Annotated in this window: 10 protein-coding genes and 1 pseudogene; 3 read left to right on the top strand and 8 right to left on the bottom strand. The window is 43.3% G+C overall.

What is annotated here, in order from left to right:
- Positions 1 to 221: 221 nt before the first annotated feature.
- Together T359_RS0106905 and T359_RS0106900 are read right to left on the bottom strand one after the other, a co-directional pair.
- Positions 222 to 5,321, bottom strand: a complete 5,100-nt coding sequence (locus tag T359_RS0106905) for a hypothetical protein (RefSeq protein ID WP_026516835.1) — start codon at positions 5,319 to 5,321, stop codon at positions 222 to 224.
- A gap of 65 nt (positions 5,322 to 5,386) precedes the next feature.
- Positions 5,387 to 6,925, bottom strand: coding sequence for a glycoside hydrolase family 32 protein (locus tag T359_RS0106900; RefSeq protein ID WP_026516834.1), 1,539 nt, complete (start codon positions 6,923 to 6,925; stop codon positions 5,387 to 5,389).
- Between the two features lie 246 nt (positions 6,926 to 7,171).
- Here T359_RS0106900 and T359_RS0106895 point away from each other — a divergent pair, with 246 nt between their 5' ends.
- Positions 7,172 to 8,230 (top strand): LacI family DNA-binding transcriptional regulator, encoded by a 1,059-nt coding sequence (locus tag T359_RS0106895; RefSeq protein ID WP_026516833.1) that lies wholly within the window; start codon positions 7,172 to 7,174, stop codon positions 8,228 to 8,230.
- A gap of 89 nt (positions 8,231 to 8,319) precedes the next feature.
- Here the strand turns inward: T359_RS0106895 and T359_RS22105 are convergent, their stop codons facing one another.
- From T359_RS22105 to T359_RS0106880, 3 genes are read right to left on the bottom strand one after another with little or no spacing between them, the layout of a single operon-like run.
- Positions 8,320 to 9,624 (bottom strand): NAD(P)H-dependent oxidoreductase, encoded by a 1,305-nt coding sequence (locus tag T359_RS22105; protein WP_081795453.1) that lies wholly within the window; start codon positions 9,622 to 9,624, stop codon positions 8,320 to 8,322.
- A 3-nt stretch (positions 9,625 to 9,627) separates the two neighbouring features.
- On the bottom strand, positions 9,628 to 10,980 hold the full coding sequence (locus tag T359_RS19615; protein ID WP_051545059.1) for an MATE family efflux transporter: 1,353 nt from the start codon (positions 10,978 to 10,980) through the stop codon (positions 9,628 to 9,630).
- A 39-nt stretch (positions 10,981 to 11,019) separates the two neighbouring features.
- Complete coding sequence (locus T359_RS0106880; RefSeq protein ID WP_026516831.1) at positions 11,020 to 17,175, bottom strand: non-ribosomal peptide synthetase; 6,156 nt, start codon at positions 17,173 to 17,175, stop codon at positions 11,020 to 11,022.
- Between the two features lie 169 nt (positions 17,176 to 17,344).
- Between T359_RS0106880 and T359_RS0106875 the strand changes: the two genes are divergently transcribed.
- Together T359_RS0106875 and T359_RS0106870 are read left to right on the top strand one after the other, a co-directional pair.
- The gene (locus tag T359_RS0106875) at positions 17,345 to 19,075 is read left to right on the top strand and encodes an MATE family efflux transporter (protein ID WP_081795451.1); all 1,731 of its coding nucleotides are present in this window, start codon (positions 17,345 to 17,347) and stop codon (positions 19,073 to 19,075) included.
- Positions 19,072 to 20,466, top strand: a complete 1,395-nt coding sequence (locus tag T359_RS0106870; protein WP_026516829.1) for an MATE family efflux transporter — start codon at positions 19,072 to 19,074, stop codon at positions 20,464 to 20,466. The genes T359_RS0106875 and T359_RS0106870 overlap by 4 nt, the downstream gene beginning before the upstream one ends.
- A 192-nt stretch (positions 20,467 to 20,658) precedes the next feature.
- On the opposite strand, the pseudogene T359_RS23265 reads toward T359_RS0106870, so the two are convergent.
- From T359_RS23265 to T359_RS0106855, 3 genes and pseudogenes are all read right to left on the bottom strand, one after another.
- Positions 20,659 to 20,922: pseudogene (locus tag T359_RS23265) on the bottom strand (RNA-splicing ligase RtcB); the annotation flags it as partial.
- Between the two features lie 216 nt (positions 20,923 to 21,138).
- Positions 21,139 to 23,976: an alpha-L-rhamnosidase gene (locus T359_RS19610; RefSeq protein WP_081795449.1), complete on the bottom strand. Its 2,838-nt coding sequence runs from the start codon at positions 23,974 to 23,976 to the stop codon at positions 21,139 to 21,141.
- The gene (locus tag T359_RS0106855) at positions 23,973 to 26,405 is read right to left on the bottom strand and encodes a beta-glucosidase (protein WP_026516827.1); all 2,433 of its coding nucleotides are present in this window, start codon (positions 26,403 to 26,405) and stop codon (positions 23,973 to 23,975) included. Before T359_RS0106855 ends, T359_RS19610 begins: the two co-directional genes overlap by 4 nt.
- Positions 26,406 to 26,463: the final 58 nt, after the last annotated feature.

The following is a 26,463-nucleotide window of genomic DNA, read 5'->3' as shown; positions in this document are numbered from 1 at the left end:
CGCATGGCGAGTGGAACATTTCCTTGTTCCTGTAAGCTTTTGGCTTACTGGCACCTGGTACCACTGTCAAAAAAAGAACCTCTAAAAATCAGACGTATTTTACACAATAGGATAGTAGCATATCCATATCTGATTTCAAGAGATTCTTTTTATTAGTTCATTGGTTATGCCGCAGACACCTCTTTTGAATCCTCATTACTGGTACCTGATACCGGAGGTCCTTACTCCACAGGCTCGATACTTACAGAAAGTCTTCCGCCATCGTAGCTGTCGTTTCCGTCAGGATCCACAGCAAATATGATCACGTCACCCTTTTTCACTTCATATTCCTGATAAAAATCTTTTTTGATCTCTGAGCTGAAATTGCCCTGCGTATCTCCGCCAATCCAAAGCTTCTCATCCCCGTTAAGGAATATTCTCATACAGGTTCCGTTGGCATCAGGATCTTCGCTGTTAGGAAACTTCACATATTCTCCGCTGATCCTGATACTTCCATCGTTTGCTGCGATCCAGAGATAAGCTGCATTTCTGCCATTTCCCGGCTCTACAAAGTCCCTTTTAAGCTCAGGTTTTCCGCTATTATAGTATCTTTCATTATCAGAATCATAGGAAAGCTCTGTAAAATTCTTGCCGTTCCAGTCGCACATTCCGTAGTGCCAGCCATCTGAGCCCTGTTCGCCGAAAGCGCCAGCAATACTTGTGCTATTGCTCCTGCCTTCGCTATCAGAGCCACCTTCTCCGGGATTTTCTGGCGTTCCATCATCTTCACCAGGATTCTCATCATTGCCACCTTCTCCGGGGGAGGGCTTATCTCCATTTTCCTCATCATCTGAGTTCTTGTCAGCATCTTTGATAACTACAGAAAGTCTTCCGCCATCGTAGCTGTCGTTTCCGTCAGGATCTACGGCAAACATTACGATGTCACCTTCGTGAACGATATACTCTTCATCGAATGTTATCTCTTTTTCAGAATCAAAGTTGCCCTGGGTAATTCCACCAAACCACTTCTTTTCTTCGCCGTTTACGAAAATTCTCATGCAAATGCCGTTGGCATCAGGGTCTTCATTATTGGCAAACTTGGTGTAGCTTCCGCAAACCTTTATTTTACCTGTATTAGCTACTTCCCATCTGTATGCAGCGTTTCTGCCATTTCCGGGCTCTACAAAATCCCTTTTCAGCTCAGGTTTTCCGTTATTATAGTATCTTTCATTATCAGGATCATAGGAAAGCTCTTCAAAGTTCTTTCCATCCCAGTCGCACATTCCATAGGTCCAGCCATCTGTACCCTGCTCACCAAATGATTCAAAGAGATTAGTGTTGTTAGTCCTCTGTTCCTCACCTTCAGCCTTCTCTTTTGCCGCATAAACACTCACAGACAATCTACCTGCGTCATAGGCTATATTATTCTTTCCGTCAATAACAAATGAAAGCTTATCACCTCTCCTGACGTCAAGCTGAGTAAACATGAAGTCTGCCTTGTTATCATTACCATCTCCCTGCAAAACCGCTATATCTTTTTCCTCAAGGAGCTTTTCATTTAAGAACACCTTAAGTCCCACACCATCCGGATAATCAGGATTTGCGTCAGTCTGCCCGAATTTGGTATAGTCGCCAAGCACTTCGATTTTTCCATCTTCGTACACTACCCATTGATATATTGCTGCCTTCTTCTCTCCGGGATGAACAAAGTCTTTCTTCATTTCGAGATTCTTATTGGAAGGAGAAATAAAAGCAGTCTTATCCTCATTAGCATATACAAGGACTTTTGCACTGTTTAAGTCTTTTCCTTCAAGGAACCACCATCCATCCTTACCCTGCTCGAATGATTCAAGATTACCGAGTACAGTGTTGTTGGTCCTGACTTCATCGCCTACTGAAACCTTGATTCCTTCAGAATCAGCAATATCAATTTCAAGCCTTCCTCCGTCCCAGGCATTATTCCTGTTGCAGCCTATGTCAAAAGTAAGGATGTCCCCCTTCTTAACCTGCAGTTTTTTGATGTTTACAGCTCTTGTATTATCGTTTCCTTCACCTTTCGAGCAGTTGCAAACAGTGTTATACAGTCTGGAGTTATTCTTGAAGATCTCGATAGTTACGCCGTCAGGCCAGTCTGCATTGGGATCTTTATGGCCAAACTTCACATACTGACCGGTTATATCTATTTCTCCGTCAACTGCCACAACCCATTTGTACATTGCATCGGCATTGAGCCTTGGCTGCACAAAGTCCTTCTTCACTTCGAGGCCGCTTAATTTTCTTGAAATAAACCCTGTTCCATCAGCAGTCTTCTTTGACAAAACCTCTGCTTTGTCTATTCTTCTGCCTTCAAGATAGTACCAACCGTTACTGCCCTGCTTCCCAAAATCATGAGAAAGATTTGCATAGTTCCTCCCGCTGTTATTGACCATCTTCATGGTCCTAAGCTCTGCATCTTCGATCACAAAAGTGAAGTTTCCGCCGTCATAAGCGGTATTTGCCTTTCCATCTACCAAAAGAGTAATGCAATCTCCGGCACATACCTCAACATCCTCTACTGACAGATCCTTCGTGATCTTCTCATCGGTAAGTGGCGCGAAATCCTCTTTTTTCAGGACTTCTCTGTTCTTGAAAAGATACACTGTCACGCCGTCCGGCCAATCCGGATTTTTATCTTCATTAAGAAGTTTTGTATAGGATGCCATTATGTCGATCTTGCCATTTTCAGCTGCAACCCACTTCACATTTGCAGATCTTCCCTTGTTAGCAGGCATGATGAAATCACGTTTTATCTCTATTCCGTCAAGAGTCGTGTATTTCTCGCCATTTTCTTCAAGTCGCTCAACGTTCACAGCAAAGTATGGATCCTGATAGTATCCTGACTGGAAGCACCAGCCGTTTTCTCCCTGCTTTCCAAAATCATCCTGGAGTGATGCGTTGTTTGAACGGCCTTTATCCCAATTTATAACGTCTCTCTCTGTCTGTCCCGTAAGCGCAGACAATCCCTTTATGGAAAACTCATAAAGGCCTGCATCATAGGCATTGTTTTCCTTGCAATTGATGACCATTGATATATAGTCATCTTTGGCAACATCAAGTCCTGCAACATCCAGTCTTTTGGTAACTTCATTGAGGTCAGCAGCAAAATCCTGCTGAACTAAAACTGTGCCGTTATGATACAGTGTCACCCTTGTTCCATCCGGCCAATCCGGATTTTTATCCTCGTTCTTAAGCTTTGTATATGAAGCATCAATCCTGATCGTTCCATTCTGGGCGACTTTCCACTTGATAACTGCGGACTTGCCCTTTCCGGGATTCACAAAATCTCTCTTTATCTCCAGATCGCGTGAATCAATGTATCGCTCTTCATCAGGGCTGTATTTTCGCATATTGTAGGCGACGAACGGAGCATCTCCTATGCTTTCCTGGTAGAACCAGCCATTTTTCCCCTGCTCACCAAAATCATATTTAACATCAGCAAAGTTCTGCCTTGTCTCGCATTCGTTGATCGATATATCATTTTCTGTGGTAACATCGGTGAGGTCAAAAACGGAAAACTCGTATTTTCCCGCGTCATAGGCGTTGTTTTCCTTACAATTGATGACCATGGAAATATAGTCGTCCTTATTTACTTTTAAGGCCTCAACATCCATGCGCTTTGAAATTTCCTGCTTGGTGTCTGGCGCAAATTCCTCCTGTGCAAGAACCGTATTATTATGATAAAGAGTAACCCTGGTTCCGTCCGGCCAGCTTGGATTCTTATCCTCGTTCTTAAACTTGGTATAGGAAGTATTAAGCCTGATTGTTCCTGTTTTTGCGACCTTCCATTTGATAACAGCAGATTTTCCTTTTCCGGGACATACAAAATCGCTCTTTATCTCCAGGTAGCTGCTGTCAAAATATCTGTACTCCTCTTCGTCAAAGATGCGCATATTGCATACGTCATTTGGGTCATCTCCATAACCTTCCTGATAGAACCAGCCGTTTTCTCCCTGTTTGCCAAAGTCATATTTAACGTCTGCGTAGTTTTCTCTTGTATCATCTCCGGCAATAACAACGTCTTTTTCGGTTGTTGCACCGGTCCTGTCAAGGATTGCAATATCGAATGCGCCGCCATCGTAAGACGCATTTCCTCCTGCATCAACCACAAAGTATAATCTGTCTGACGTGCTTACGCTTACATTCTTTTCCCTGAAAGAAATCTCATTCTTGCCTTTCTTTGGTGCTGCAACTTTTTGGGAAAAAAGCTTTTCTCCGTTCCTGTAGACAGAGACAGTTACACCATCCGGCCAGTCAGGATTTCCGTCGTTTTGCTCAAACTTGGTGTAAGTTCCTCTAATTTCAACGGCACCATCGACTGCAGGCTGCCAGCACAGCATTGCCTCATCATTTATTGATGGATGAATAAAGAACTGGCTGATTGAAAGATTTGGAGATGTAGAATTCATGTACTCTCCGTTCTTTTCTGTTGATACAAGTTTTGCATCAGCGATGCTTTTTCCGCACATATAAGTCCAGCCATTATTTCCCTGGTGGCCGAAATCATCAATGGAATAAGCATTATTATCAATTCTGTCTGTATCCTTTTTCGCTGTAGGACCGTCGGCATTTACATCGGAAATGGCAACATATAATGAACCACCGTCGTAAGCGTTGTTCATGTTCGGATCCACAACAAAGTACAGGCTTTCCAGCTCATCGACATGAATATCTTTTAAGGACTCTTCTACAACTTCTTCCTTGTCTGTCTTTGCATCGACCTTGTATCTTCCGATAGGTTCATCCCCCTTGTAAACATACAGTGTTATGCCATCAGGATACATGGGATTTTTATCATTATTTACGTTTTTGACATATGCAAGGTCAATATTTATATCTCCGCCCTTTGCAGCTCGCCACTCCAGTATTGATGCGACTTCCTCCGCGGTATGAATAAAATTGGACTTTATCTCTAATCCCTTTTGTCCGGGCTGAAAGTATCTCTCTCCATCATAGGATTCAAGTCTCTTAGACCTTGCCGGGTCCTGTGATGATCCATATCTGTAAAACCATCCGTTATTTCCCTGCTCTCCAAAATCTGCAACGTTAAAAGCATTATTGGTGCGGTTTTCATCATCAACAAATTCCGGTTCGATATAGTCATTCGAAATAAAAGATGAAGGCCATGAACTCGCAAGCGCAACAATCTCATCCTCGATTGTTACTATAGCTGACTGCCCAAGCGCTTCTTCATTAGTTCCGCATGCCGTAATTCCTGTGCAGGTTGCAACGATCGCGAGCATTCCCCCCAGGGCAACTTTATATTTTGATGCAACTGCCACTACTTTTTTTAAATCTAATCCCATAACATTCCCCTCCTATAAACGATATATGCTTCCTAAACCTTCTCCCAAAAGACAACTATCTTTCCTTACTTAAATGCCTTCAAATCTTCAAAACTTACCTTTGATTCAACACTAAAAACCCCAAAATCAGAACCCTGTGACATGTACATTCTTGTTGTGAAAGCAATCTCATCGTTGACATACATGCACACAACGCCGTCTGCAACAAGCAGTGAAACATTCAGCTCATTTTTATCTGCTAAATTGAAATCAACATATGACTGAGCAGTTCTTTCCATAATATTGCTGCCGTTGTAGAACTCAATCCTGTTGTTGGCGCCGTTAAACACAATGTTCAGGCTTCCGACACTTTCTTCGTTTGTATCAAAGCAGAACCCAAACATACCGTCTTTATCAAAACCCCTGATCGTGGTCTTAATAAGGTAACTGCCAAGAAGTTCCTTAAATCCCGCCATCTCATATTTTTCACCGGCAAAAGATATAACGCCCTCCGAAAGAGAAGCTGAATCAGTCATCTTGACCGGTGTAAGCGAAAGCTCATTAGATAAAAGCTTTTCAAGCTCAGGGTTTAAAACAGGTGTGAGGCTTCCATCTTCATGCTGCACAAGCTTATGAGTGACCATATTTCCGCCCCAGTCGTAGTCCTCACTGTCTGTATGCTTTTTCTTCGTTCCGTTCCATCCGACAACATATAAGTTCTCTCCGTCTGTCTCCATTCTTCCTGCATAGAAGCCGTTGCAGTCAAAGATGTCCTGTGAAAGGATCTCAAACGGGCCCTCAAAATTGTCTGCTATCCTGTAATGAACAAGCCTGTGAGGCCACTGATCAGAGAATGACAAGTACCACTTTCCTTTATAAGAAAGGAGTGTCGGGCATTCCAGATTTGAATCGGTTCCCATATCATTTTCAAAGAAAACACCGGCATCTTCCCAGCTCTTTAAGTCCTCTGAAGTGTATCTTGCAATGACTCCGATGTTGTTCTGTCTTGTTGCAACAAGCATTGAATAGCACTTTTCTGATTCAACATAGAAAACATACGGATCCCTGAAGTCGTTCTGCGCATAATTCTCGTTTGCATAAAGTGTATCTTCGGGAATCTTTTCCCAATTTATAAGATCGCTGCTGACAGCATGCATCACTGCTTCTTTTGGCTCAAACATATCGTTATGTCCTGTATAAAAAGCATGGTACTTACCGTCATTTCCCTTTATTACACTTCCGGTTCCAAGAGCTATGTCCTGGTCTTCTACAGCGTCTCCATAATTCAAAACAACTCCCTTGTCATCATATGAGGCAAAGTCTGTAGTCTGGATCAGCCCCCAAGGGTGATATCCCTGCTTACCGTCTCTTTGGTCTGCCAGGTAAAAGACATTGTACTTTCCCTCGTCGTAAAACGGCATTGTATCGCCCACAAGTCCCTCCACTGATGCCGGAAAAACGATATGATCTTCAATGTTCTCTCCCAGATACTTTTCATCCGCTGACTGCACGGTTTCCCCTGTTGTTTCATCTAAAGCAGTATCCGGTTCTGCGGCTTTGGATGAGCATCCAACACTGACGATGGTCATAATGCCAATCAAAAGCAATGTTTTTATTCTATGCATAATTCCTCCCTTAGTGCTTTTGCACTATCGCTTGACAGAAACAATATAGCATTATGTGTCATTTGTATCAATCTAAAAGTGCATATGACACATCTTTTCGTGAAATTCAGTGTTTTATGGGTTTCTTTTTTGTGAATTATGCACACTTGTCATACAGAAATTGGTGCATTTGACACATTGTTATTGCAGCGTTATGATATTTACCGAATATAAAAAGACTCAGAAAGTATTGAGGAGACATCCATTATGGGAAAAAGAGTAACATTACAGGAAATTGCAGACGCACTTGGAATGTCAAGAAATACTGTTTCCAGAGCACTTAACAACTCAGGAAGCGTATCTTCGGAAACCAGGAGTAAGATCTGTCAGATGGCTACAGCCATGGGCTACAAGCAGTTTAGTTTAGTTGATACCGCTGATACAGCAACAAGTACGCTCTTAGCATTAAAGGACGGCAAGACAGAAATAGCCCTGTTCACTCATTCTTTTCCCGGTGCATCCCATTCAGGAACCAAGCTTCTTGAGGCATTTCAGAACAGAATAGATTCACTGGGCTACAAGCTTTCAATCAACATTATTAAAGATAATGATATTGAATCCTTAAGCCTCCCAACTAATTTTTCCATGGACAATATAGCAGGAATTCTCTGTATAGAGCTCTTTTCCGAAAAATACAGCAAATTCCTCTGCAGCCTGAATATTCCCATTCTCTTTGTAGATACCCCTGTTCTTCAGAAATTCGGATTGGCAGCTGATACTCTCTACATGGAGAATGTTACAAGCGTCTACCGCCTGATCAGTTCATTTATCCAAAGCGGAAAGAGAAACATCTCATTTGTTGGTGACAGATTCCATTGCCAGTCCTTCCATGAGAGGTGGCAGGCCTACGTTTCAGCCATGACAGATAGCGGGATTGGCATCGACACCGGATCCTGTATTCTTGATGACGACTCGAGTCCGTACAAAGATACAGATTATCTCGCAGCAAGGATCAGCGAGCTTGGGAAAATGCCTGAAGTTTTCTTTTGTGCCAACGATTACCTTGCAATCTGCACCATAAAGGCCCTTAGGCAGCTTGGTAAAAAAGTTCCGAAGGATGTTGCGGTCTGCGGATTTGATAATGCGCCCGAAGCCACCATCATCGAGCCAAGTCTTACCACGGTGAAGATCCATTCAAGCTCCATGGGCTTTATTGCTGCGGATATTCTGCTTTCCAGGATCGCAAATCCAAATACTCCTTACAAAAAAACATATGTAGAAACAGATATCATAATAAGAGAATCAACCGGAAATACGATTAAATAAACTACACTTTTTAAAATATTGTTCATTAAAAATGGCGCAGACCAGTTCATGGTCTACGCCGATAGCACTCGATATCTCCTATTAAGTTTTTAACTATTTTGTAATCCCCTGTTCATTATTTCCACATACTCATCATATGATATTGATTTAAATCCCATACGGGCCAGATATTCCGAATATACCTGGGCATCAAACAGAAGATCACCATCCTCTTCCATCTTTTTTGCAAGCAAATACATGCACATCTTCGATCCGTCGGGCAACAAAGAAAATCCACTTTCAGCAATCAGACATTTCCCAATGCGGATTCCGTACGATCCGCCTGCAAGCTCTCCATCGATATACGCCTCTGCGCAGTATCCATATCCGGCCTTCCACAGCTCAAGATATAATTCTTCAACTTCATCAGTTATCCAGGTTTCTTCTCCTTTTTCTTCCCTTACTGCCCTGCAATGGTGCATGGCATCTGCAAAATCACGATTCACCTCCAGTGTAACCGTATGGTTTCTCATAACCTTTGCCATATTTTTGGACAGATGGATATCGGAAGGCCTAAGGACGAAGCGTTCCTTCGGGCAGAACCACATCATCGGCAGTCCATCATCAGCCCATGGAAAAATCCCTTTTCTATAGGCGGCTATAAGCCATTCGACTGACAATCCGCCGCCGACTGCCAAAAGGCCTGTAGGAGATGCATATCTCGGATCAGGGAAAACCGGATTCTCCTCATCTAAAATAAACACGTTGGTAGGTCGCTTAATGATTTGTTCAAAATCCCCGTCAGTGTAATCAGTTTTATACATATCCTCTATGTCAGTGTCAGGCTCTTCCCCATTTTCCGTTACAGCCGTCAGGGCTTTAATCATTGAACTGACATCACGGGCAAGCTGTCGCACCTGCCAAAACGGCTCCTTTTTATCAGGGTTATTATCGGAATTCTGCCCCCAGAAGGATATGGATGCGATCTTCATCCCACCAATTGCAAAGTACTGATTTAATGTATCAATACTTCCGGCAGGATCGCTGCTATCTCCTGTCACAATGCCGGCTCCAACCTTCATCCCCATGTCAAACCGTGCACTTCTGAACAATCTGTCCAAAAAGGCCAGCACTGTTCCACTGGGGGAATTGAAGTACTCAGGACTTGCTACTATCAGTCCGTCAGCCTTTTCCAGCAAAGCAGCTACTTCATTGACAGCATCATTTTCAAAGGTACATTTACCATTTTCCTCGCAGTATCCGCAGTCTGCGCAGCCATAAATAGCCTGATTCCCAATCTGAAACACTTTTGTTTCGATTCCTTCATCCTTGAAAACAGCGGCCATTTCATTTAGTGCCTCAGCAGTATTACCATTTTCATGAGCACTTCCATTCAGCATAAGTACCATTGCCATATTTTATTCCTCCTTCTCGCCCAGATGGCGGTCTTCAGCCCCCAGCCACCACCATACTATGAACAAACACATCGCAATCGCTGCAATAAACTCAGATCCCGGGGTTGCCAGCCATATTGCATCAGGTCCAAATACCACTGGCAGCATCCAGATAAACAGCAGTGGCCCAATTATTCCCTTAATAAGCGCTATGACAAGAGATGCCGTCCCCTGATTTAATCCTGTAAAATAGGAGCCTGCGTATATCGTAACGCCATTTAATAAAAGATAAAGCGAAACCAGCTTAAGTGCGTGAGTAGACAGTGCTGTCAACTCCAAATTATATCCCACAAAGACGCTGGCTATGTGCCTTGCAAAGCCAATACAGATCATGGTAATAACCAGATCACATGAGCCCATCAAAATCATTCCTCTGTGCCAGAGGCTATGGAGCTCCTTCTTATTGGCCTGTCCCAGATGATATCCAACTACAGGAACGATGCTCATGCTGATTCCATAGAACACCGCATTAAAGAAGCCGCCAACATACTCACATACCGCATAAGCTTCCACACCTGCATCACCAAAGTACCGGATCAGCTGCAAGTTAAAAATTACCGCCACAACAGCGTATGCCACAGCATCCACCATCTCTGATGCACCATTGTATACGGTCTGAGCCAGAGCCTTCAGGTCAAATACCGGCTTTGTGAAGTGCAATTCACTATTTTTTCTAAGAAAAAAAACAAACGGAATGGCCGCGCTGATGATCCAGGATAAGCCTGTTGCCACAGCAGCACCCTCCAGGCCCCATCCAAATATGACCACAAAGGCCCAGTCCAAAATGATATTCAAAACAGCGTTGGATATAGTCACTGCCAGTCCAAGTCCCGGCCTTTCTGCTGCAATCAGCAGAGCATGGAAGGCCATACTGAGCATCTGAAATGGCATGAATAAGCTCAGTACCCGCCCGTAGGCGATGCAGTTTCCAAGCATTTCATCAGATGAACCCACCCATCTTGCCACCCTTGGCATAAGTAAAAACATCGCAAGCGACAGAACAATGCCTACACCGGTCAGGATTCCGGTAAGCATGGTCATAAGCCTGTTAGCCCGCTCACCATGTCCTTCTCCCATCTCCTTTGATAAAAGAGCACTGGCACCACTTCCGAACATAAGTCCCAGGCTCATAATGATCAGCAGAGGCGGATAAATGAGGTTTTCCGCACCAAAGGCACTTTCACCGATATAGTTGGAAATAAAAAAACCATCTACTACCTGATAGGTACTGTCCACAATCTCCATACCGATGCTGGGCAGGGAAAACAGCAAAATTCTGGAAATCGTGAAGTGATCCGATAACTTTATTTTTTCCATGTTGATAAAACGAACCTCTCGCCTTTCTCAAATACAGCTCTATTTTCTTGAGCCGTCACTTATAAGCTTTTCCAGCATCCTTACATAAGTATCGTGGAAACGATATATATTATCCTCATCAAATATCTCTTTCACATACTCAAGCTCTGCGTCAAAACCGCCATCACCATATTCATTTTCCAAAAGCTCAAGCTCGAGTCTGGCGCTGGCCGCTGAATATGGATCATCCAGTTCAACAGGCTCCGCAGAAAGTTCATCAAGCTCGTCTCCGTTTATTCCAAGCTGTAGATTAACCTCCATGGGATCTGAATAAAATGCAGAATCAGTTTCTGCGAAGTAATCGTATGAAGAATGGGCAATTCCTTCACCAATCTGCCTTTTGACCTCTAAAAGGAGTTCCTGCAAATCATCAAAGGCATCCATATCAACTCCTACAGGTAGATTCTTGATTAAAAGACCTACGACATTTTCAGACTCCGGAGCCAGCCTGTCGTTAAATATCCAGTTACTCATAACCTTACTTACTTTTTCATGCTCTGATAAGGCGATAAGAGCACTGGCAATTGCCATGCAGGAATGTGTAACACCCCAATATTCTTCAGCTGCTTTTACTTCCTCTGCATTAAACTTAAGTCTCTTTATCCTTCCTGCAGAAGAGTTCTTGTTGGACTCATGATCCGGCTTTGGTATAACCAGATATTCTTTCGATGCAGATCCAAACTGCTCATCAAAATATTTCTTATCCGCTTCATAGGTTCCGTCCTTGCGGGCTTTTTCCATGTTTTCAAGCAGCATAAAGTAGTAATCCTTCTTAAGCTCTCTGCCATAGTAAGCATCAGTAATGTCCTGGAGCAGAACACCAAGAGAACCGCCATCCATAAGCAGATGATGCACATCAAAAAACAGATATGAAGCCTCTTTTGACCTAAAGATGCGTGTCCTGAAAAGACAGGATTTCAATATTCTTTTAAAAGGCCTCACCAGGGTCTTCTTAAGTTCTTCTATATCCTCCTCTTCTATATCTTCAATTTCTATACCGGGCATGACCTCAGGCGCATATCTTTGCTGAAGCTCCAGATCATCGTTATATTCAAAGATGACGCAAAGTCCGGGATGGTTCTCTATGGCCTTCTTTAATGCGATACAAAGCTTTTCCGGATCTATTTCTTTTCCAAGTCTTATGAGAAAATGCATATTGCTCCACATGGAGGATCCGGGATTATACAGCTGATAATCGATCATCTTAATCTGCATTGGCGTCAGTATGTGAGGAACAGACCTTGCCCTCTTTTCACGCTCGTCCGGATTACCAAGGGCATTTCTTTCATTAACAGCATCTGCGATTTCCTTTGGTGTTCTCTTTTGGAAAATATCTGCCGCAGTCAGTCCATCTATGGCCGCATCCGACAGTACCGCCATTGCCTTTAGGGAATCTCCTCCAAGTTCAAAGAAATCATCAGCAGTTCCTATCTTGTCATCAAGCATAAGTGCCTTGGCAAATGCCTCGCAAAGTCTTCTTTCAATTTCATTTTCCGGCGCAACATATTCTGCCTTGAATTCTGAAACGTCAGGATCAGGAAGAGCTTTTCTGTCAATCTTGCCATTAACGGTAAGCGGCATACTCTCCACCTGTTTCATAACCTGAGGTACCATGTATTCAGGCAACTTTTCCTTTAGAAAAACCTTATATGCGTCCTCATCAGGTGCATCCTCACACACATAATATCCTGTCAGGAATTCCCCGGAGGAAGTTTTTACAATCTTAGTGGCCGCAGCTTTGATTCCCTTGAATTCAGCCATTACTCTTTCTATCTCATCAAGCTCAATTCTGAATCCGCGCAGTTTAACCTGATTGTCAATTCGTCCGAATATTCTTACCTTGCCCTCATCTGTCCATGAGCATAAATCCCCGCTGTGATAAGCCTTATAATCCTTATGCTCAAAGAAGGATGCCTTAGTTTTTTCAGGAAGTCCCACATATCCTCTTCCTACCTGATCTCCGCCGATAATAAGCTCTCCTCGTATTCCCACCGGAAGCTCATTTCCAAACTTATCAAAGATAGAAAAATAAGTGTTGGCTATGGGTTCACCAATCGTGATGGCACCTGTATTTTCCACAACATCCGCAGAACACCCCATGGTACATTCTGTGGGTCCGTATACATTGAGGATGACGCTGTCTGTCCTAAGACTTCGCAGCTTGTCATAAAGCGATAAAGGAAAAGCTTCCGCACCTACATCAAAGAAGGTGATATTTTTAATTGCTTCTCTTGACGATGGAATCGAAATAAGGCTTGAAAGGTAAGTCGGAGTACAGGTTATACCGTCAACGCCGTTATCGATGATAGTCTTTGCCAGTTTGTCCGGATTATGTATCTCATCCTCCGTTGCGATAACAACAGTATTTCCGTTGCACAGTGGAACAAACTCCTCTACAACAGAGACATCAAAGGAGAAGGAAGCAAGAGCAAGACTCACCCTTCCCTCTTTTGCATAGTGCATTATCTCAACAGACTTCTCATTTCTGTGCACATAATTGGCAATATTTCCGTGCTCAATCATCACACCCTTAGGTCTTCCTGTAGAACCGGAGGTGTAGATACAATAAGCAAGATTTTCTTTTTCTGAGTTATAAGCTTCAAAGTCTTTATACCTTTGATCTGCCTTTATCTCTGACAGGTCAGCTACACCATAGATTTCCTCAAGAGTCAGTATTTTGTACTCTTTTCCTATGAGGCCTTCTCTTTCCTTTTTTAAAGCCTCAGTAGTGATCAAAAGACCTATCCCGGCATCCCTCATGCAAAAATCTATTCTGTCATCAGGATATTCAGGTATAAAAGGAACAAACCCTCCTCCGGCGCTTAGGATTGCATTTTCAGTGACGTAAACATAAACTGATCTATCTAAAAGTACGCCCACCGGAACGTCCTTTGTAACCTTGTAAGAAAGCAGCTTTTCAGCTCCCTGATTTGCCAAAAGATAAAGCTCTTCAAAGGAAAGGGATTTTTCCTGGCATATTACAGCCGTCTTTTGAGGAGTCTTCTTTCCGTGAAGCATTATCTGCTTATGGACAGGAACAAACTCCATTTCAATCTTTTTGTCGTTGAACTTCTCGATTATAGCCCTGTCATCGTCATTCATCATAACGATGTCGCCAATTTTTTCGCATGAAAGCAGCTGATCGGCAATGATGAAAAGGTGATCGGCAAAACGGTTTATCCAGCTTTCGGAAAATCTCTCATTTCTGTATTCTATTGTCATGTTGTAGAGACCATTTGTAGAGAAAAGCTGAATAGACATGCAGCCTGTGACCATACCCGTATGGTACTGTTCCATAAAGTATGAGTCACTCTTAAGTCTTTGTTTTCCGGCATCCATGCCCATATTATCTGTAAAAAGATCTCCCTGAAAAATCAGCTCCACATCCTCGTTTACAGGGCAGCTTTTTAATACTTCATCAAAAGAGAAAATATCATTGCTCATGTTGGCAAATACCTGCCTGCTCATGGCAGAAAGATACTGTGCCACAGCCAGATTCTCTGTCAGATCTCCGTAAACAGGAATTCTCTTGATAAGAGTTCCGATGGTATTATCCATCTCCTTTACGGATCTGCCGTTATAAACTGTTGAGAAGGATATCTGATCTGCATAAAGATATTTTCCCAGAAGCAGTGCCATTGCTCCCATGAAAAATGCACTCTCTGAAACCTGAGTCCTGGTACAGAACTCCTTCACCTCCTGCGCCTTAAGTGTACCGGGCTCATATCTGAAATTCATACTGACACCGGGAGTAAGGGGATTGTTCAGATCTCCCATAAGCTGATCTATACTATCCATTTTGGAAAAGAGATTTTTGTGGTATTCCCTTGCCTTTTCATAAGCTCCGTTTTTAATAAGCGCTTCTTCATACATGCCCACCTGCTGAATTGAGCATTCCTCCTTCAGCAGTTCTTTGCCACCAAGGGCTCTGTTAAGATCGGAAATGATAAGACTAAGTGACGTGCCATCAGATGCAATAAGATGTGACTTTAATATCAGATAACAGCATTTTTCAGTCTTATAGACAGCAAAATTAAACAGCAGATTATCGAGCACTTTTACTACAGGCATGTAACTGCCAATAAAATCGATACGATTTTTACTTTCACCTTCAAATACGGGAACTTCTATTTTATAATCAGGAACCATCTCCATATATGGAAGTTCATTTTCCCGGCACCTTATCATATATTTAAGGGCAGGATGAGCATCAAAGAGTTTATTTACAGCATCAATAAGCTGATTCTCATCGATATCAGGATCTGCTTCCATCATATACTGAGTTGTATAGGTTTCTTTACTTCCGCCTGTTAATCCCTCAAGATATATTCCAAGCTGCGTTTTGGTCAGAGGATACTCATCCCTGTCCATAGGTGGTATGGAAGCTTTACTCGTTGCGTTTTCAATAAAGAAAGCCAGTGCCCTTGGAGTGGAATTTTCAAAAACATCACCATAGGATACGCTGTAGCCACCTTTATCAAGTTCCGAAAGAAGCCTCGATACTGAAAGTGATGTTCCACCATAGTCAAAAAAGTCCCCTATCACGCTTATTCTCTTAAGCCCAAGGACATCTGCAAAATATTTGCAAAGCTCTGCCTCCAGTTCTGTCTCAGGCTCCTCATAGTCTCCGCCGCCAAAGTCAGTTTCCATTTCAAGGAGCTTCATCCTGTCTATTTTTTTATTTGTATTCAGGGGCATCTCATCAAGATGAACAAACACTCCGGGCACCATGTAGGGAGGGAGCTTCTGCTTTAAGAATTCTATGATTTCTTTGTTACTTAATTCTTCCCCTGAAGTAAAAAAAGCCACCAGAAAATCTTCTATTCCGTTGTTCTTCATCAGAACCTTGCATAGCTCAATTCCCGGATATTGCCTAATAACACTTTCGATTTCACCAAGTTCAACTCGCTGTCCATGATATTTAACCATATCATCGACTCTGCCTGATAAATGTGCCTCACCTTTTTCATCAAAATAGCCAAGATCTCCGGTTCTATAGAATTTCTTGCCGTTGATCAAAATAAAGCTTTCCCTGCTCTTATCCTCAAGCTTCTGATACCCCTGAGTGACAGCATCTCCACTTATGATAATTTCACCGGTTACACCTGTCTGTGCGATATTCCCCTCTTCATCAAGAACTACGATCGTCATCAGGGGCGAAGGCTCACCAACGCTGATTTCTCTATCTTCATTTACTATTAGTTTGCTGAAAACAGACGAATTGGATTCTGTCATTCCATAGGCATTAACAATGTGCAGCCATGGATTGATTTTAAATATAGGATCAAGAATATTGGAATCAAGTTTTTCTCCCACCAAAACCAGACAATCAAGAATAGCCAGTGCAGGTCCTGATTGTTTTATTAAAAGAAGATTGTTTACAAATGATGGAGTCGCAAAAAAACATTGAACCTGGTGATCCAGCATCTTATTGATAAGCAGAGTCATATCCTTATAGTCTTTTTCCTCTGCAAAAACAATGCAACCACCGCTATAAATAACCTGATAATCAATCAAAGAAGCAACAAAAGATATCTGGGTTACTGCAAGACATATTTTAGGCTCTTTAAAGAATTCAAAAAATGGATAATCGTCTTCCGTTACAGTAACTATCTTTGAATCTGCCAATACAGTATTTCGGACTCCTTTAGGAATCCCTGTTGACCCGGAAGTGTAGAAAATATGAGAAAGCCTTTCCATTCTTATTTCAGGCAAAGGCAAAGATTCCCCTTCATAGGAAAGCACTTCTTCGACCAGCAATACTTTATATTTACCGGTATCAAGACCGGTTTTTTTGCCTAGAATTGCTTTGGTCGTTATAAGAAGTGTGCTATCTGCATTCTCCATGCAGTAGTTGATTCTATCCTCAGGATATTCATCTGTCATTGGAATGTATGCAAATCCTGCTCGCACAATTCCAATCTCAAAAGGAAAAACATATGATTTTCTATCCAAAAGAAGACCTATAGTAGATTCTTCCTTCAAATCCGGGCACATTGATATAATTGCATATGCCACCCTATTGCTTATCTCATCCAGATTCCTGTATGTAAGAATTCTATCGGAGGCAATAATAGCACTATCATCAGGCTTTTCTTTCGCAAGAATTGCTATTTTTTCAGGTATAGAAATGAGGCTTTCATATATTTTTTCCATAAAAATATACTCCGTTCTAATGCTACAACGTAATATTATTTTATCATTCCCCGTTTATTTCTTCTGTTAAAAATATATAAACTAAATTACTGGTACCTGGTACCAATGTCGTTCCACGCACGAAAAATGTAACGCAATAGCGGTACCATCTTCGTGGTATAATAAATATATGCGACGTAACAAGACTTTCATCTCATCAAAATATTACACGATGCTGGCAGGAGGCACCTTAACCTCTCTGCTGGTAACTGCGGTACTTATGGCAGATACCTTTATCGCCGGACTGATGCTTGGAGAGGCTGGAGTAGCCGGCGTTAACCTTGTCATGCCTATTTATTCCCTGTCCAGTTTCTTTGCACTTATGTTTTCACTGGGAGCACCAATTCTGTATAACCACCACGTAGGCGCCTTCCAGAAGGAAGAAGCAGACAGGACCTTTGGTACAGGTCTTTTAAGCACCATAGTCATCGGCGGAATTTTACTGCTGCTACTGCTGCTTTTTGGAGATTCCTATCTTCGTTTTTATGGCGCAAGTCCTGAAATATACGAAATGGCCAAGGGATATCTTAAGTGGATCAGATTTGTCATTATGCTGACCCCCGTTAATTCCCTGCTTTCAGGCATGGTCTACTCCGACGGAGACGAAACCGTAAGCGCCGTAGCCGATCTTATTTCCGGTGTTGGCAATATCATTTTATCCATTATCCTGTGCCGCATTATGGGCATAGAGGGACTGGGACTAGCTTCTTTTCTAAGTGTTATCGCAGCCTTCCTGACTCTTTTTATCCATTTTTGTAAAAAGAATAATTCCCTGCGTCTTAATCTCTATTACTCTCCAGACATAGTGAGAAACATAGTCAAATACAGCATTGTAGACTCCAGCACCTACCTGTTCATCGCTATATTTACCTTTGCCTGTAACCGCCTGGTGGTGTATTTCTTTGGTTCAGACATGATCTTCGTAGCTTCTGTGATCATTCTGGTAAAAGAACTTCAGATTCTTTTTGACGGAATTGGCGCAGCCATAACCCCTCTCATTAGCCTTTATCTTGGAGAAGAGACCTACGGCGGCGTTCACGAAATCTGGCATCATGCCAAAAGAACTGAACGTATAGAAAGCGCCCTGGTAACAGGACTTATCCTGATATTTGCACCTTACATCGTTCAGATCATTGGCGTCACAGATCCTCAATACATCCGCATCGCTACTATGGAGCTGCGTTTTCTGTCTCTTAGCATGATATTCACCTGCCGCCTGTATCTGGACTCCTCCTACTACATAGTCGTGGACAAAATCCCTCTGGGAGTGCTTATCTGTGCCCTTAGAGATCTGGTTATTTCCCTGCCCCTGGCAGTCCTTGGTACATGGATAGGCGGTATAAACGGCATGGGAATTTGCCTGATGCTGGCTCAGCCCATCAGCTATGTAATTTCTGTGCGATATGTAAAAAGACGCTACGGCAAGGAAAACTATCCTTTGTTTATTGCCGATAAAGAAAACTCCAGAAGATCACTCTTTTACGAACTTGCAATCACCCCTGAAAACGTTATATCTGTGAGGGATAGCATAGGAAAAGACCTGGAGCAGAGCGGTTGTTCAAAGGAAACCGTAAACAAAGTAATGCTGCTGGTAGAAGAGACCCTAATGATGATAAGCGAGAACAACCCGAAAAAGCAGGTTCTTGCGGAATGCTCTATTCTCCTGGGCGATAGTCTAAAAGTCATCATCAAGGATGATGGAATTATATTTGATCTGACAAATAGCGATATGAAGGTCGATTCGCTGCGAAGCTACGTAATCTCAAATCTTGCTGAAAACATCTCTGCCAGAAAAATGCATTTCCTGAGTCTTAGTTACAACCGAAATGTATTTGAAATAAAGCAGAAAGGACGATCATGACATTAACTAATAAGGAAAAACCAATCAAAAAAATCTTCTATAAAGCCGTAAGATTTATGCTGGTGGCAGATATCGTCCAATCTTTGCAGGAAATGATGCTGGATTATTTTATCTCCCAACATCTTGGCAGCGATGGACTGGCGGCTTTTGGAATTGCCTATCCACTCATCACTGTAATCATGGCGTTGATAGCATGCCCCGTTGCCGGAGTACAGGCCATCTGTGCAAGAGACCTCAGTAAAAAAGACATCGAAAAAGCCCGTGTGCACTTATGCACAGGCCTTACCTGGTGTTTCTTTATTATGCTATCCTTTACGCTTATTTGCTGGATCTTCCACTATCCGCTAATCACCGCACTGGGAGCTGAAGGCGAATACGCTCATTTGAGAGACGCAAGTACCCAGGCTCTTCTTGTGAGTACTCTGTGCGGTCCTTTCTTAGGGGTACTCATAATCCTGCTTACGAATCTGATTTTTAATGAAAATAGGAAAAATGCTGCCTTTCTCGGCATCTTTTCTATAGCTCTTCAAATTATAATAACAGGTGTTACTTCAAGTATAATGCCAACCATGGCAGGTATCTGGGGTGGTTATGCCCTCAGCCTTGCAATATCTGATTTCCTTATCCTGCTATACCTTCGTATAAGCCATAAAGACCCCGATTCCATGTTTTACCATATTCGTCCTATGTTCCAGATTAGTGGCGTGAAAGAATCGCTTAGAACAGGTCTTCCAGAGATGCTTTGCTGGAGTTATTACATACTGTCCGCGGCTCTGCGCAATAGTCTTGTTATTCACATCGGCAATAAGGATGCCCTGGCTGCTGTAACCTTAAGTGATGGCGCAGAATTTGGTGAACTTGTTATGACGGCTTTATTTTACGCGGTTCTTGTTACGATCGGATCGGCCTATGGAAGCCGGGATAGGGAAAAATATCGCACTTACATCAGTACTGTTGCGAAAAGCGTCTTAAAAATCGCTATAGGTGGCGGAATTATCTTTATGGTCACAGCGTGGCCTATTTTGAACTTATTCATTGAAGCGGGTGAAAGTCAGGAGGTTTTCTATATTGCCCTGAAAATCCTGATAATTTACGCTTTCAACTTTATCTTTTACCTGTTAACAAGTATGTTCAGTAGTTTGTACGAGACTATCGGGCTACTAAAATATGCCCATCTCAACTATCTGCTGGAGGTAATGCTCTATGCATTTTTTATGGTTGCCCTCGGATACGCCATTGGCGTTGACGGCATCTGGATTGCGCAGCCAATAGCTGAGATACTCCTGCTGCTCTTTAACCTGATCCTGGTTTGGAAAAGCTGCGGACACTTCCCAAGAAGTTTTGCAGATCTGGGATTTGACAAAGAGGTGCTTAAAATAGAAGAAGGTTGAAGTCCTTGTAGTCGTACTTTAAGGGAATATGTCTCGAAAAACGCACGAAAAAGTCCACGGCACGAACCGTGGACTTCATTATTATGAGTATTTTTAATTGTTAAATGTAATGGAATCAATTACCAGGGCGAGATTGTCGCTTACAGCCATATCAATTTCATCATCACCGCAGTTGTGGCCGAGGCACTCGAAGATAAGGCAGCCATCCCTCATGTTGATGGGAATCAGGACCTTCTCGCCCTCATGGGCTGCAATAGAGCCTTTTCGCAGGATCATCCCATCAGTGTCTATATAGTTATGAACAGTGTGAAAAGACTCACCGGCTGTAAGACCTGTCTTCTCTAATAAAATCTCTGCCATTTTCTCGCGGTTTCTCTTGGCAAAACGCTGGCAGATCTCGACATCGTGAAGGTAGTCCTCCAGATATGTTCCTGTTAAATAGCAAAGATCCTCAGGCTCAGCCCATTCACCATAACTCTGGCCTGCATTTACCAGGTACTTCGCATTCTCTTCTGAAAGTTTTATCTTTTCTCCAAAAATCTTTGAGCTCTTTCCACATCTCTTTTCCATGAATCTGGCATACCTGAATCCAAAAACCACAAAGGTTGTCTTATATTCACCGTTTTCATCAAAGGGCCTGATCTTCCAATTAACCCTCTCCCTGTCTGCAAGCTATTTTGGATAAAACGCGTGCATAGAAGATGTTTCAACCTTCCCGCTGTCCCAGTTATCAGTGACGATCTGATAGGCGCTCTGCTTAACGCCGCCCTGGTTATTTGCTTTTTCCTGCACATTAAGAGCTGCTATTACAGCTTCATACATAGGCTTTGCTTCAGGAGCCTGAACCAGCATCTCCGTAAGAGTCATGCCCATGGCATATCCGATCATGGGATTATCCAGCATTCCCGGAGCAAACTGTTCAAACATGTCCTTTGCAAGCTGATTCTGTAATATCTCGCCAAGAGTGCTCTCCATGCTGTATCTCTCCACAGTCAGATCCGTATCAGTAGCATAGTCGAACTCATAGGTTCCGGAACCAAGCACCTTAGTCTCAGTCTGCTCAGGAAGGGTCAACTCAGCCGTAGTATTAACCGGAACAACAACCTTAACCTTTATCCTTCTATCTTTGCAGCTCACATGACTCTCTATGGTTCCGTACATGGTTTCAAAAGACCTGTCGAAAGAATAAATGCCCTTCACCAGCATCGGCTTTACCCTGAATCTCTTGTATCCGGGCTCAAGCTGCTCGATTCCACTTATCTTCCTGAACATCCAGTCTGCGATTGAACCATAGGCATAGTGATTAAGAGAGTTCATTCCGGACACATCAAAGTCACCCTCCGGTGTGATGGAATTCCATCTCTCCCAAATCGTTGTTGCCCCCTTATTTACGGCATAGAGCCATGAAGGATAGTCCTCACGCATAAAAAGAACTGTTGCCAGATCATGAGCACCGTTCTCGGAAAGCACATGGCAAAGGTATGGAGTTCCTACAAAACCTGTCACCAGGTGATTCTTGTGTGCAGCTATATTTTCAACCAAAGCATCAAGGATTCGCTTTCTGTCCTTTTCTCTTGCCAGTCCGAAGAAAAGAGATATCACTGCCCCGGTCTGTGTCTCACTTACGATACGTCCTGTCGAGGTATAATACTCACTCCTGAAGGCTTCAAGGGTCTTTTCATAAAGCTTAGAGTATCTCTTTTCGGCATCGGAATGTCCGAGAACTTTGGCTGTCTTTCTCACAATATCGGTCACATACAGATAGTAAGCATTTGCTATAAGATACTTGTCTGTCGCACCGGTCCTGTCAGCCATCTCCTCCTTATCCAGCGCAAGCCAGTCACCGTACTGAAAGCCGGTCTGCCAAAGGCCGTTATCGCCGCAGTGATTCCTTATATGATCAACCCATTCATGCATGCACTGCCAGGAATCTGAAAGAATCCTTGTATCGCCATAGGTCTGATAAACAGCCCATGGAATGATAACAGCTGCATCCGACCAGGCTGACGAACTGTAGGAGCCCAGTATATCCGGAACCACATGAGGCACACCCTTTTCAAGAGATGACTCGGCACCAATATCCTTCATCCATTTGCTGTAGAACCTGGCTGTGTTTCTGATCTCTGAAGCAGTCCAACAAAAAACCTGGGCATCTCCCATCCAGCCGAGCCTTTCGTCCCTCTGAGGGCAATCTGTCGGAACATCAAGGAAGTTATCCCTAAAGCTCCAGGTCACATTGCTATAGAGCTGATTGACCTTCTTATTTGAGCACTCAAAATCTCCGATCTCTTCCATATCAGAGTGGATCACCAGAGCTGTGAACATGTCCTCTGTGAGATCCTCAATGCCTTCGATCTTCGCATACCTGAAGCCATGGAAAGTGAATTTAGGAGAAAGAACCTGCCTCTCTCCATTAAGCACAAACGCATCTATGGACACGGCTTTTCGCAAAGTTTCAGGATAAAAGACTCCGTTCTTATCCAGGGTCTCAGCATGCTTAACTGTTACCTTCTGCCCTTTTTTGCCCTTTATATTAAGCTCAACAACACCTGTAAGGTTTTGCCCGAAATCCACAAGCTTATTGCCTTCGGGATCTGTAAATAACTTTACGGGTTTAAGCCTCTTTGTTACCCTGACAGGCTCATTTTCCTGGGCAACAAGGGTCTTTGGATCGAACTCCGTTACTGATACCTTACCCTCTGCAAAATCAGCTTTTGTGGTATCTACCGACTCTCCCATATAGATCTCACTTGATAGAATCTGCCCTTCTCTTACGCCCCAGTTCTCATCAGTAAAGATCTTGTCGCAGCTTCCATCCTCATAGAAAACGTGAATCTCAGCAAAAGCAGCAACCCTGTCACCATAATTATTGGGCTTTAGAGTGAATCCAAGGATGCCCTTATACCATCCGTTTCCAACTGTGATCTCAACGAAGTTTCTTTTATCAATAAGCTCAGTAATATCATAGATCTGATACTGAAGCCTGTTTTTGTAGCTGGTCCACCCGGGAGCCATTCTCAGGTCTCCTGCAGTCTTTCCGTTTACGCTCATCTCATAAACGCCGTAGCTTGTGACGTAGGCAACAGCTCTTTTAACCTTTTTCCTGGTAGCAAAAGAACTGTAGAACACAGGACAGCTCTTGTTATCCCCTGACAAGTCGTGGGTGATCATGCGCGCCTGAAAGCTTGCAGGATCAAATATACCGGTAACGAAACCGCCTTCAATCTCGCTTTTTTCATCATGATTGTCGCAGGCTTCCACGTGAACACTGTATGCCGTCTCATCTAAAAGAGCATCTCCCGCATACTCCACATGTATTGACGCATCTGACTCTATCACCTTGCTGTCCCAGACAGTGTTTCCGCTATCAGATTCAGTGACAACAATGCGATAGTTCTTCTGCATGGTATCGGTCCTGCCGGACTTAAGTTTCCAGGAAAACCTTGGATTTTTTACTGAAAGTCCGAAAGGAGCTTTGTCATATTCTATTCTAAGATCATACAAATTCATAAGATTAATCCTCTCACCATCCTGACTACTCTGGTTGCGTTTATCTCAAGCTGCTTTCTGTCAAGAGTTCCGGCTTTAAGCGCATTTAAAACATTCTCATAGTCCTTCTTGCCACCGGGCATAAACAGGTCACCACCGGCCTTTGCCACTTCATTTGACAATGAGTTTCTGTAGATGGAGTTCTTGCTGTCCATCATGCTCATCACCCAGTCGGTCATAACTATTCCATCAAAGCCGAACTCACAGCGAAGAATATCTTCTATTAACCCTCTGTGCTCGGCTGTATGTGTGCCATTTAAGAGGTTATAACTGGTCATCAAAGCGTGAGGCTGTGAAAGCCTTACACAGATTCCAAAACCGCGGAGATATATCTCTCGCATAGCTCTCTCACTCACATGGGAGTTGTTGCAGTAACGGTTAGTCTCAGCGTTGTTGGCTGCGTAATGCTTGATGGTTGTGCCACAGCCCTTGTGCCTTTGAACTCCTCTGGTGATGGCCGCCGCCATAAGTCCCGATACAAGCGGATCCTCTGAATAGTACTCAAAGTTCCTTCCGCAAAGGATGCTCCTGTGGATGTTGAGCGCAGGAGCAAGCCACAGATTGATTCCCATACGCTCCATCTCATCTCCGACAATATCGCCTAGGCTCTCAGCAAGCTCCACATTGAAGCTCTGTGCGATGGCTGTGCCGATGGGTATCCTGGTTGCAGCGTGTTCCTTTATAGTCACTCCCTTTGGGGTTTTGTTTCCGCCGGTTAAAAGATTTGCTATGAATCTGGCCACCGGGCCCATGGCTTCCTGCATGCTCTCGGGAATCATCCCTGCTCCGCCTGCGCCGTGAGCACCCTTTTCATCCTCGTAGTACTCAAGGGAAAGCCTGAGTCCCGCAGGTCCATCGGCCATGATAAGTGGCTTAATGCCTTTGTTTTCAAGCAAAGAAGTAGTCTCACCTGCTGCTCCTGCCACATGAGTTGCAGCATTCCCGATTATTGAAAGGCCCTTGGCATTTGGGTCAAATCCACCGATTTCCAAAAAACACAGTTCCTCATCCGAAAGTTCTTTTACCTTATCATCAATCTCATATTCTCTGTCAAAAGAAACTTCGCCGCAGGAGAAGTCTTTTGCATCAATAAGGATTCTCTTAGCCTTAGCAGGAACATTCCCCCTGTCAAAGGAAGGCGCTGTAATATCTTTAAATCCAGGATCGCCAAGGCAATTCTTTGTCTTAAGAACAGTAACTTTCTCATCAAGGCCTGCCACACATATGACCTCAGTATCTGCGCTGCTGTTTCCGACTCTTACGATATATTCACCCTTTTCAAGAATGTATGAGGCGCTCTTCTCGTCATAAGAAGAAAGGTCTTTAAGGTCAAAAGAAATCACAATCTCTTCCTCTTTACCCGGTGCAAGAAGACCTGTTTTTGCAAAGCCTGCCAGTTCCTGATATGCCTTGGGAAGTTCCCCTTCTGGGAGTGTCACATAGGCCTGAACAACCTCTTTTCCTGCGGCAGATCCTGTATTCTTTACAACAGCTTTGAGGGTGACTACGCTGCCTTTCGCCTCTGCGTCCTTAAAGCTGATATCAAAGTCTGTATAAGAAAGTCCAAAGCCAAACGGGAAAAGAGCCTTATGCCCAAAGGTATCAAAATACCTGTAGCCCACGTAAATGCCTTCTTTGTATTCATTGTCATTGAAATCGCCAAATGTGCCCTCAGCTGAGTACTCCTCAAAAGCTGCCCAGGTTGTGGAGAGCTTCCCTGAAGGATTCTGTTTGCCTGTAAGAATGTCGGAGAGCACTTTTCCCATGTCAGAGCAAAGCTGTGACAAAATGAGAATGTTTCCAACTTCCATAACCGGTGTTAGATCCACCGGTCCTCCAACATTAAGAACCAGCATGAATCTGTCATATTTCTTATTTAAAGCAATGATGTCCCTCACTTCTGATCTTGTGAGTTTTACATCGCCTTCTACGACCTTCCTGTCGCTCCCCTCTCCGGAGTTTCTTGAAAGAACATAGATGCACACATCACCGCCTTCAGCATCAAGAGCCAGTCCGTGGCAGGGCTCCAAAAGCTCTTTTCCCATTAGATACATGATGGGGTTTTCATGCTTCTTTTTGGCTTCCTTCTTAAGAGTCTTATAGTACTCTTTCCTGGCGGTTTTCCTTACCTCGTCATACTCATCAAGCCACTTCTTTGTGGTGATCTCAAAGCCCTCTTTTTCCAAACCTTTTTCAATCGTATATGAAAATCTGGTATTGACTTCTCCTGACCCGGTTCCACCCATGATCGTATAGCGCATACCTGAGCCGTAAGCTGCTATTTTGCAGGGCTTCTCTATAGGAAATTTCCCGTTCTTTTTAAGAAGCACAGTGCACTCGGCTGCGTTATCCAGTACCAGATTTAAATGATCAGTTTCATACTGCTGCATATTTACACCTCTTCCATAAATGGTTTTTGAGGCGGAATTTCACCGCCTCAAATTTCCT

Source organism: Butyrivibrio sp. MC2021 (assembly GCF_000621605.1).
Lineage (GTDB): Bacteria > Bacillota > Clostridia > Lachnospirales > Lachnospiraceae > Butyrivibrio.
The sequence above is the reverse complement of the archived record's forward strand: the minus strand, read 5'-3'. Positions and strand labels throughout refer to the sequence as shown.

What these genes read in the sequence shown, in the direction of transcription:
- T359_RS0106880 (WP_026516831.1), bottom strand. Translation starts at nt 17,175, where the DNA reads ATGGAAAAAATATATGAAAGCCTCATTTCTATACCTGAAAAAATAGCA.
- T359_RS19610 (WP_081795449.1), bottom strand. Translation starts at nt 23,976, where the DNA reads ATGAATTTGTATGATCTTAGAATAGAATATGACAAAGCTCCTTTCGGA.
- T359_RS0106905 (WP_026516835.1), bottom strand. Translation starts at nt 5,321, where the DNA reads ATGGGATTAGATTTAAAAAAAGTAGTGGCAGTTGCATCAAAATATAAA.
- T359_RS19615 (WP_051545059.1), bottom strand. Translation starts at nt 10,980, where the DNA reads ATGGAAAAAATAAAGTTATCGGATCACTTCACGATTTCCAGAATTTTG.
- T359_RS0106895 (WP_026516833.1), top strand. Translation starts at nt 7,172, where the DNA reads ATGGGAAAAAGAGTAACATTACAGGAAATTGCAGACGCACTTGGAATG.
- T359_RS0106870 (WP_026516829.1), top strand. Translation starts at nt 19,072, where the DNA reads ATGACATTAACTAATAAGGAAAAACCAATCAAAAAAATCTTCTATAAA.
- T359_RS0106855 (WP_026516827.1), bottom strand. Translation starts at nt 26,405, where the DNA reads ATGCAGCAGTATGAAACTGATCATTTAAATCTGGTACTGGATAACGCA.
- T359_RS0106875 (WP_081795451.1), top strand. Translation starts at nt 17,345, where the DNA reads ATGCGACGTAACAAGACTTTCATCTCATCAAAATATTACACGATGCTG.
- T359_RS0106900 (WP_026516834.1), bottom strand. Translation starts at nt 6,925, where the DNA reads ATGCATAGAATAAAAACATTGCTTTTGATTGGCATTATGACCATCGTC.
- T359_RS22105 (WP_081795453.1), bottom strand. Translation starts at nt 9,624, where the DNA reads ATGGCAATGGTACTTATGCTGAATGGAAGTGCTCATGAAAATGGTAAT.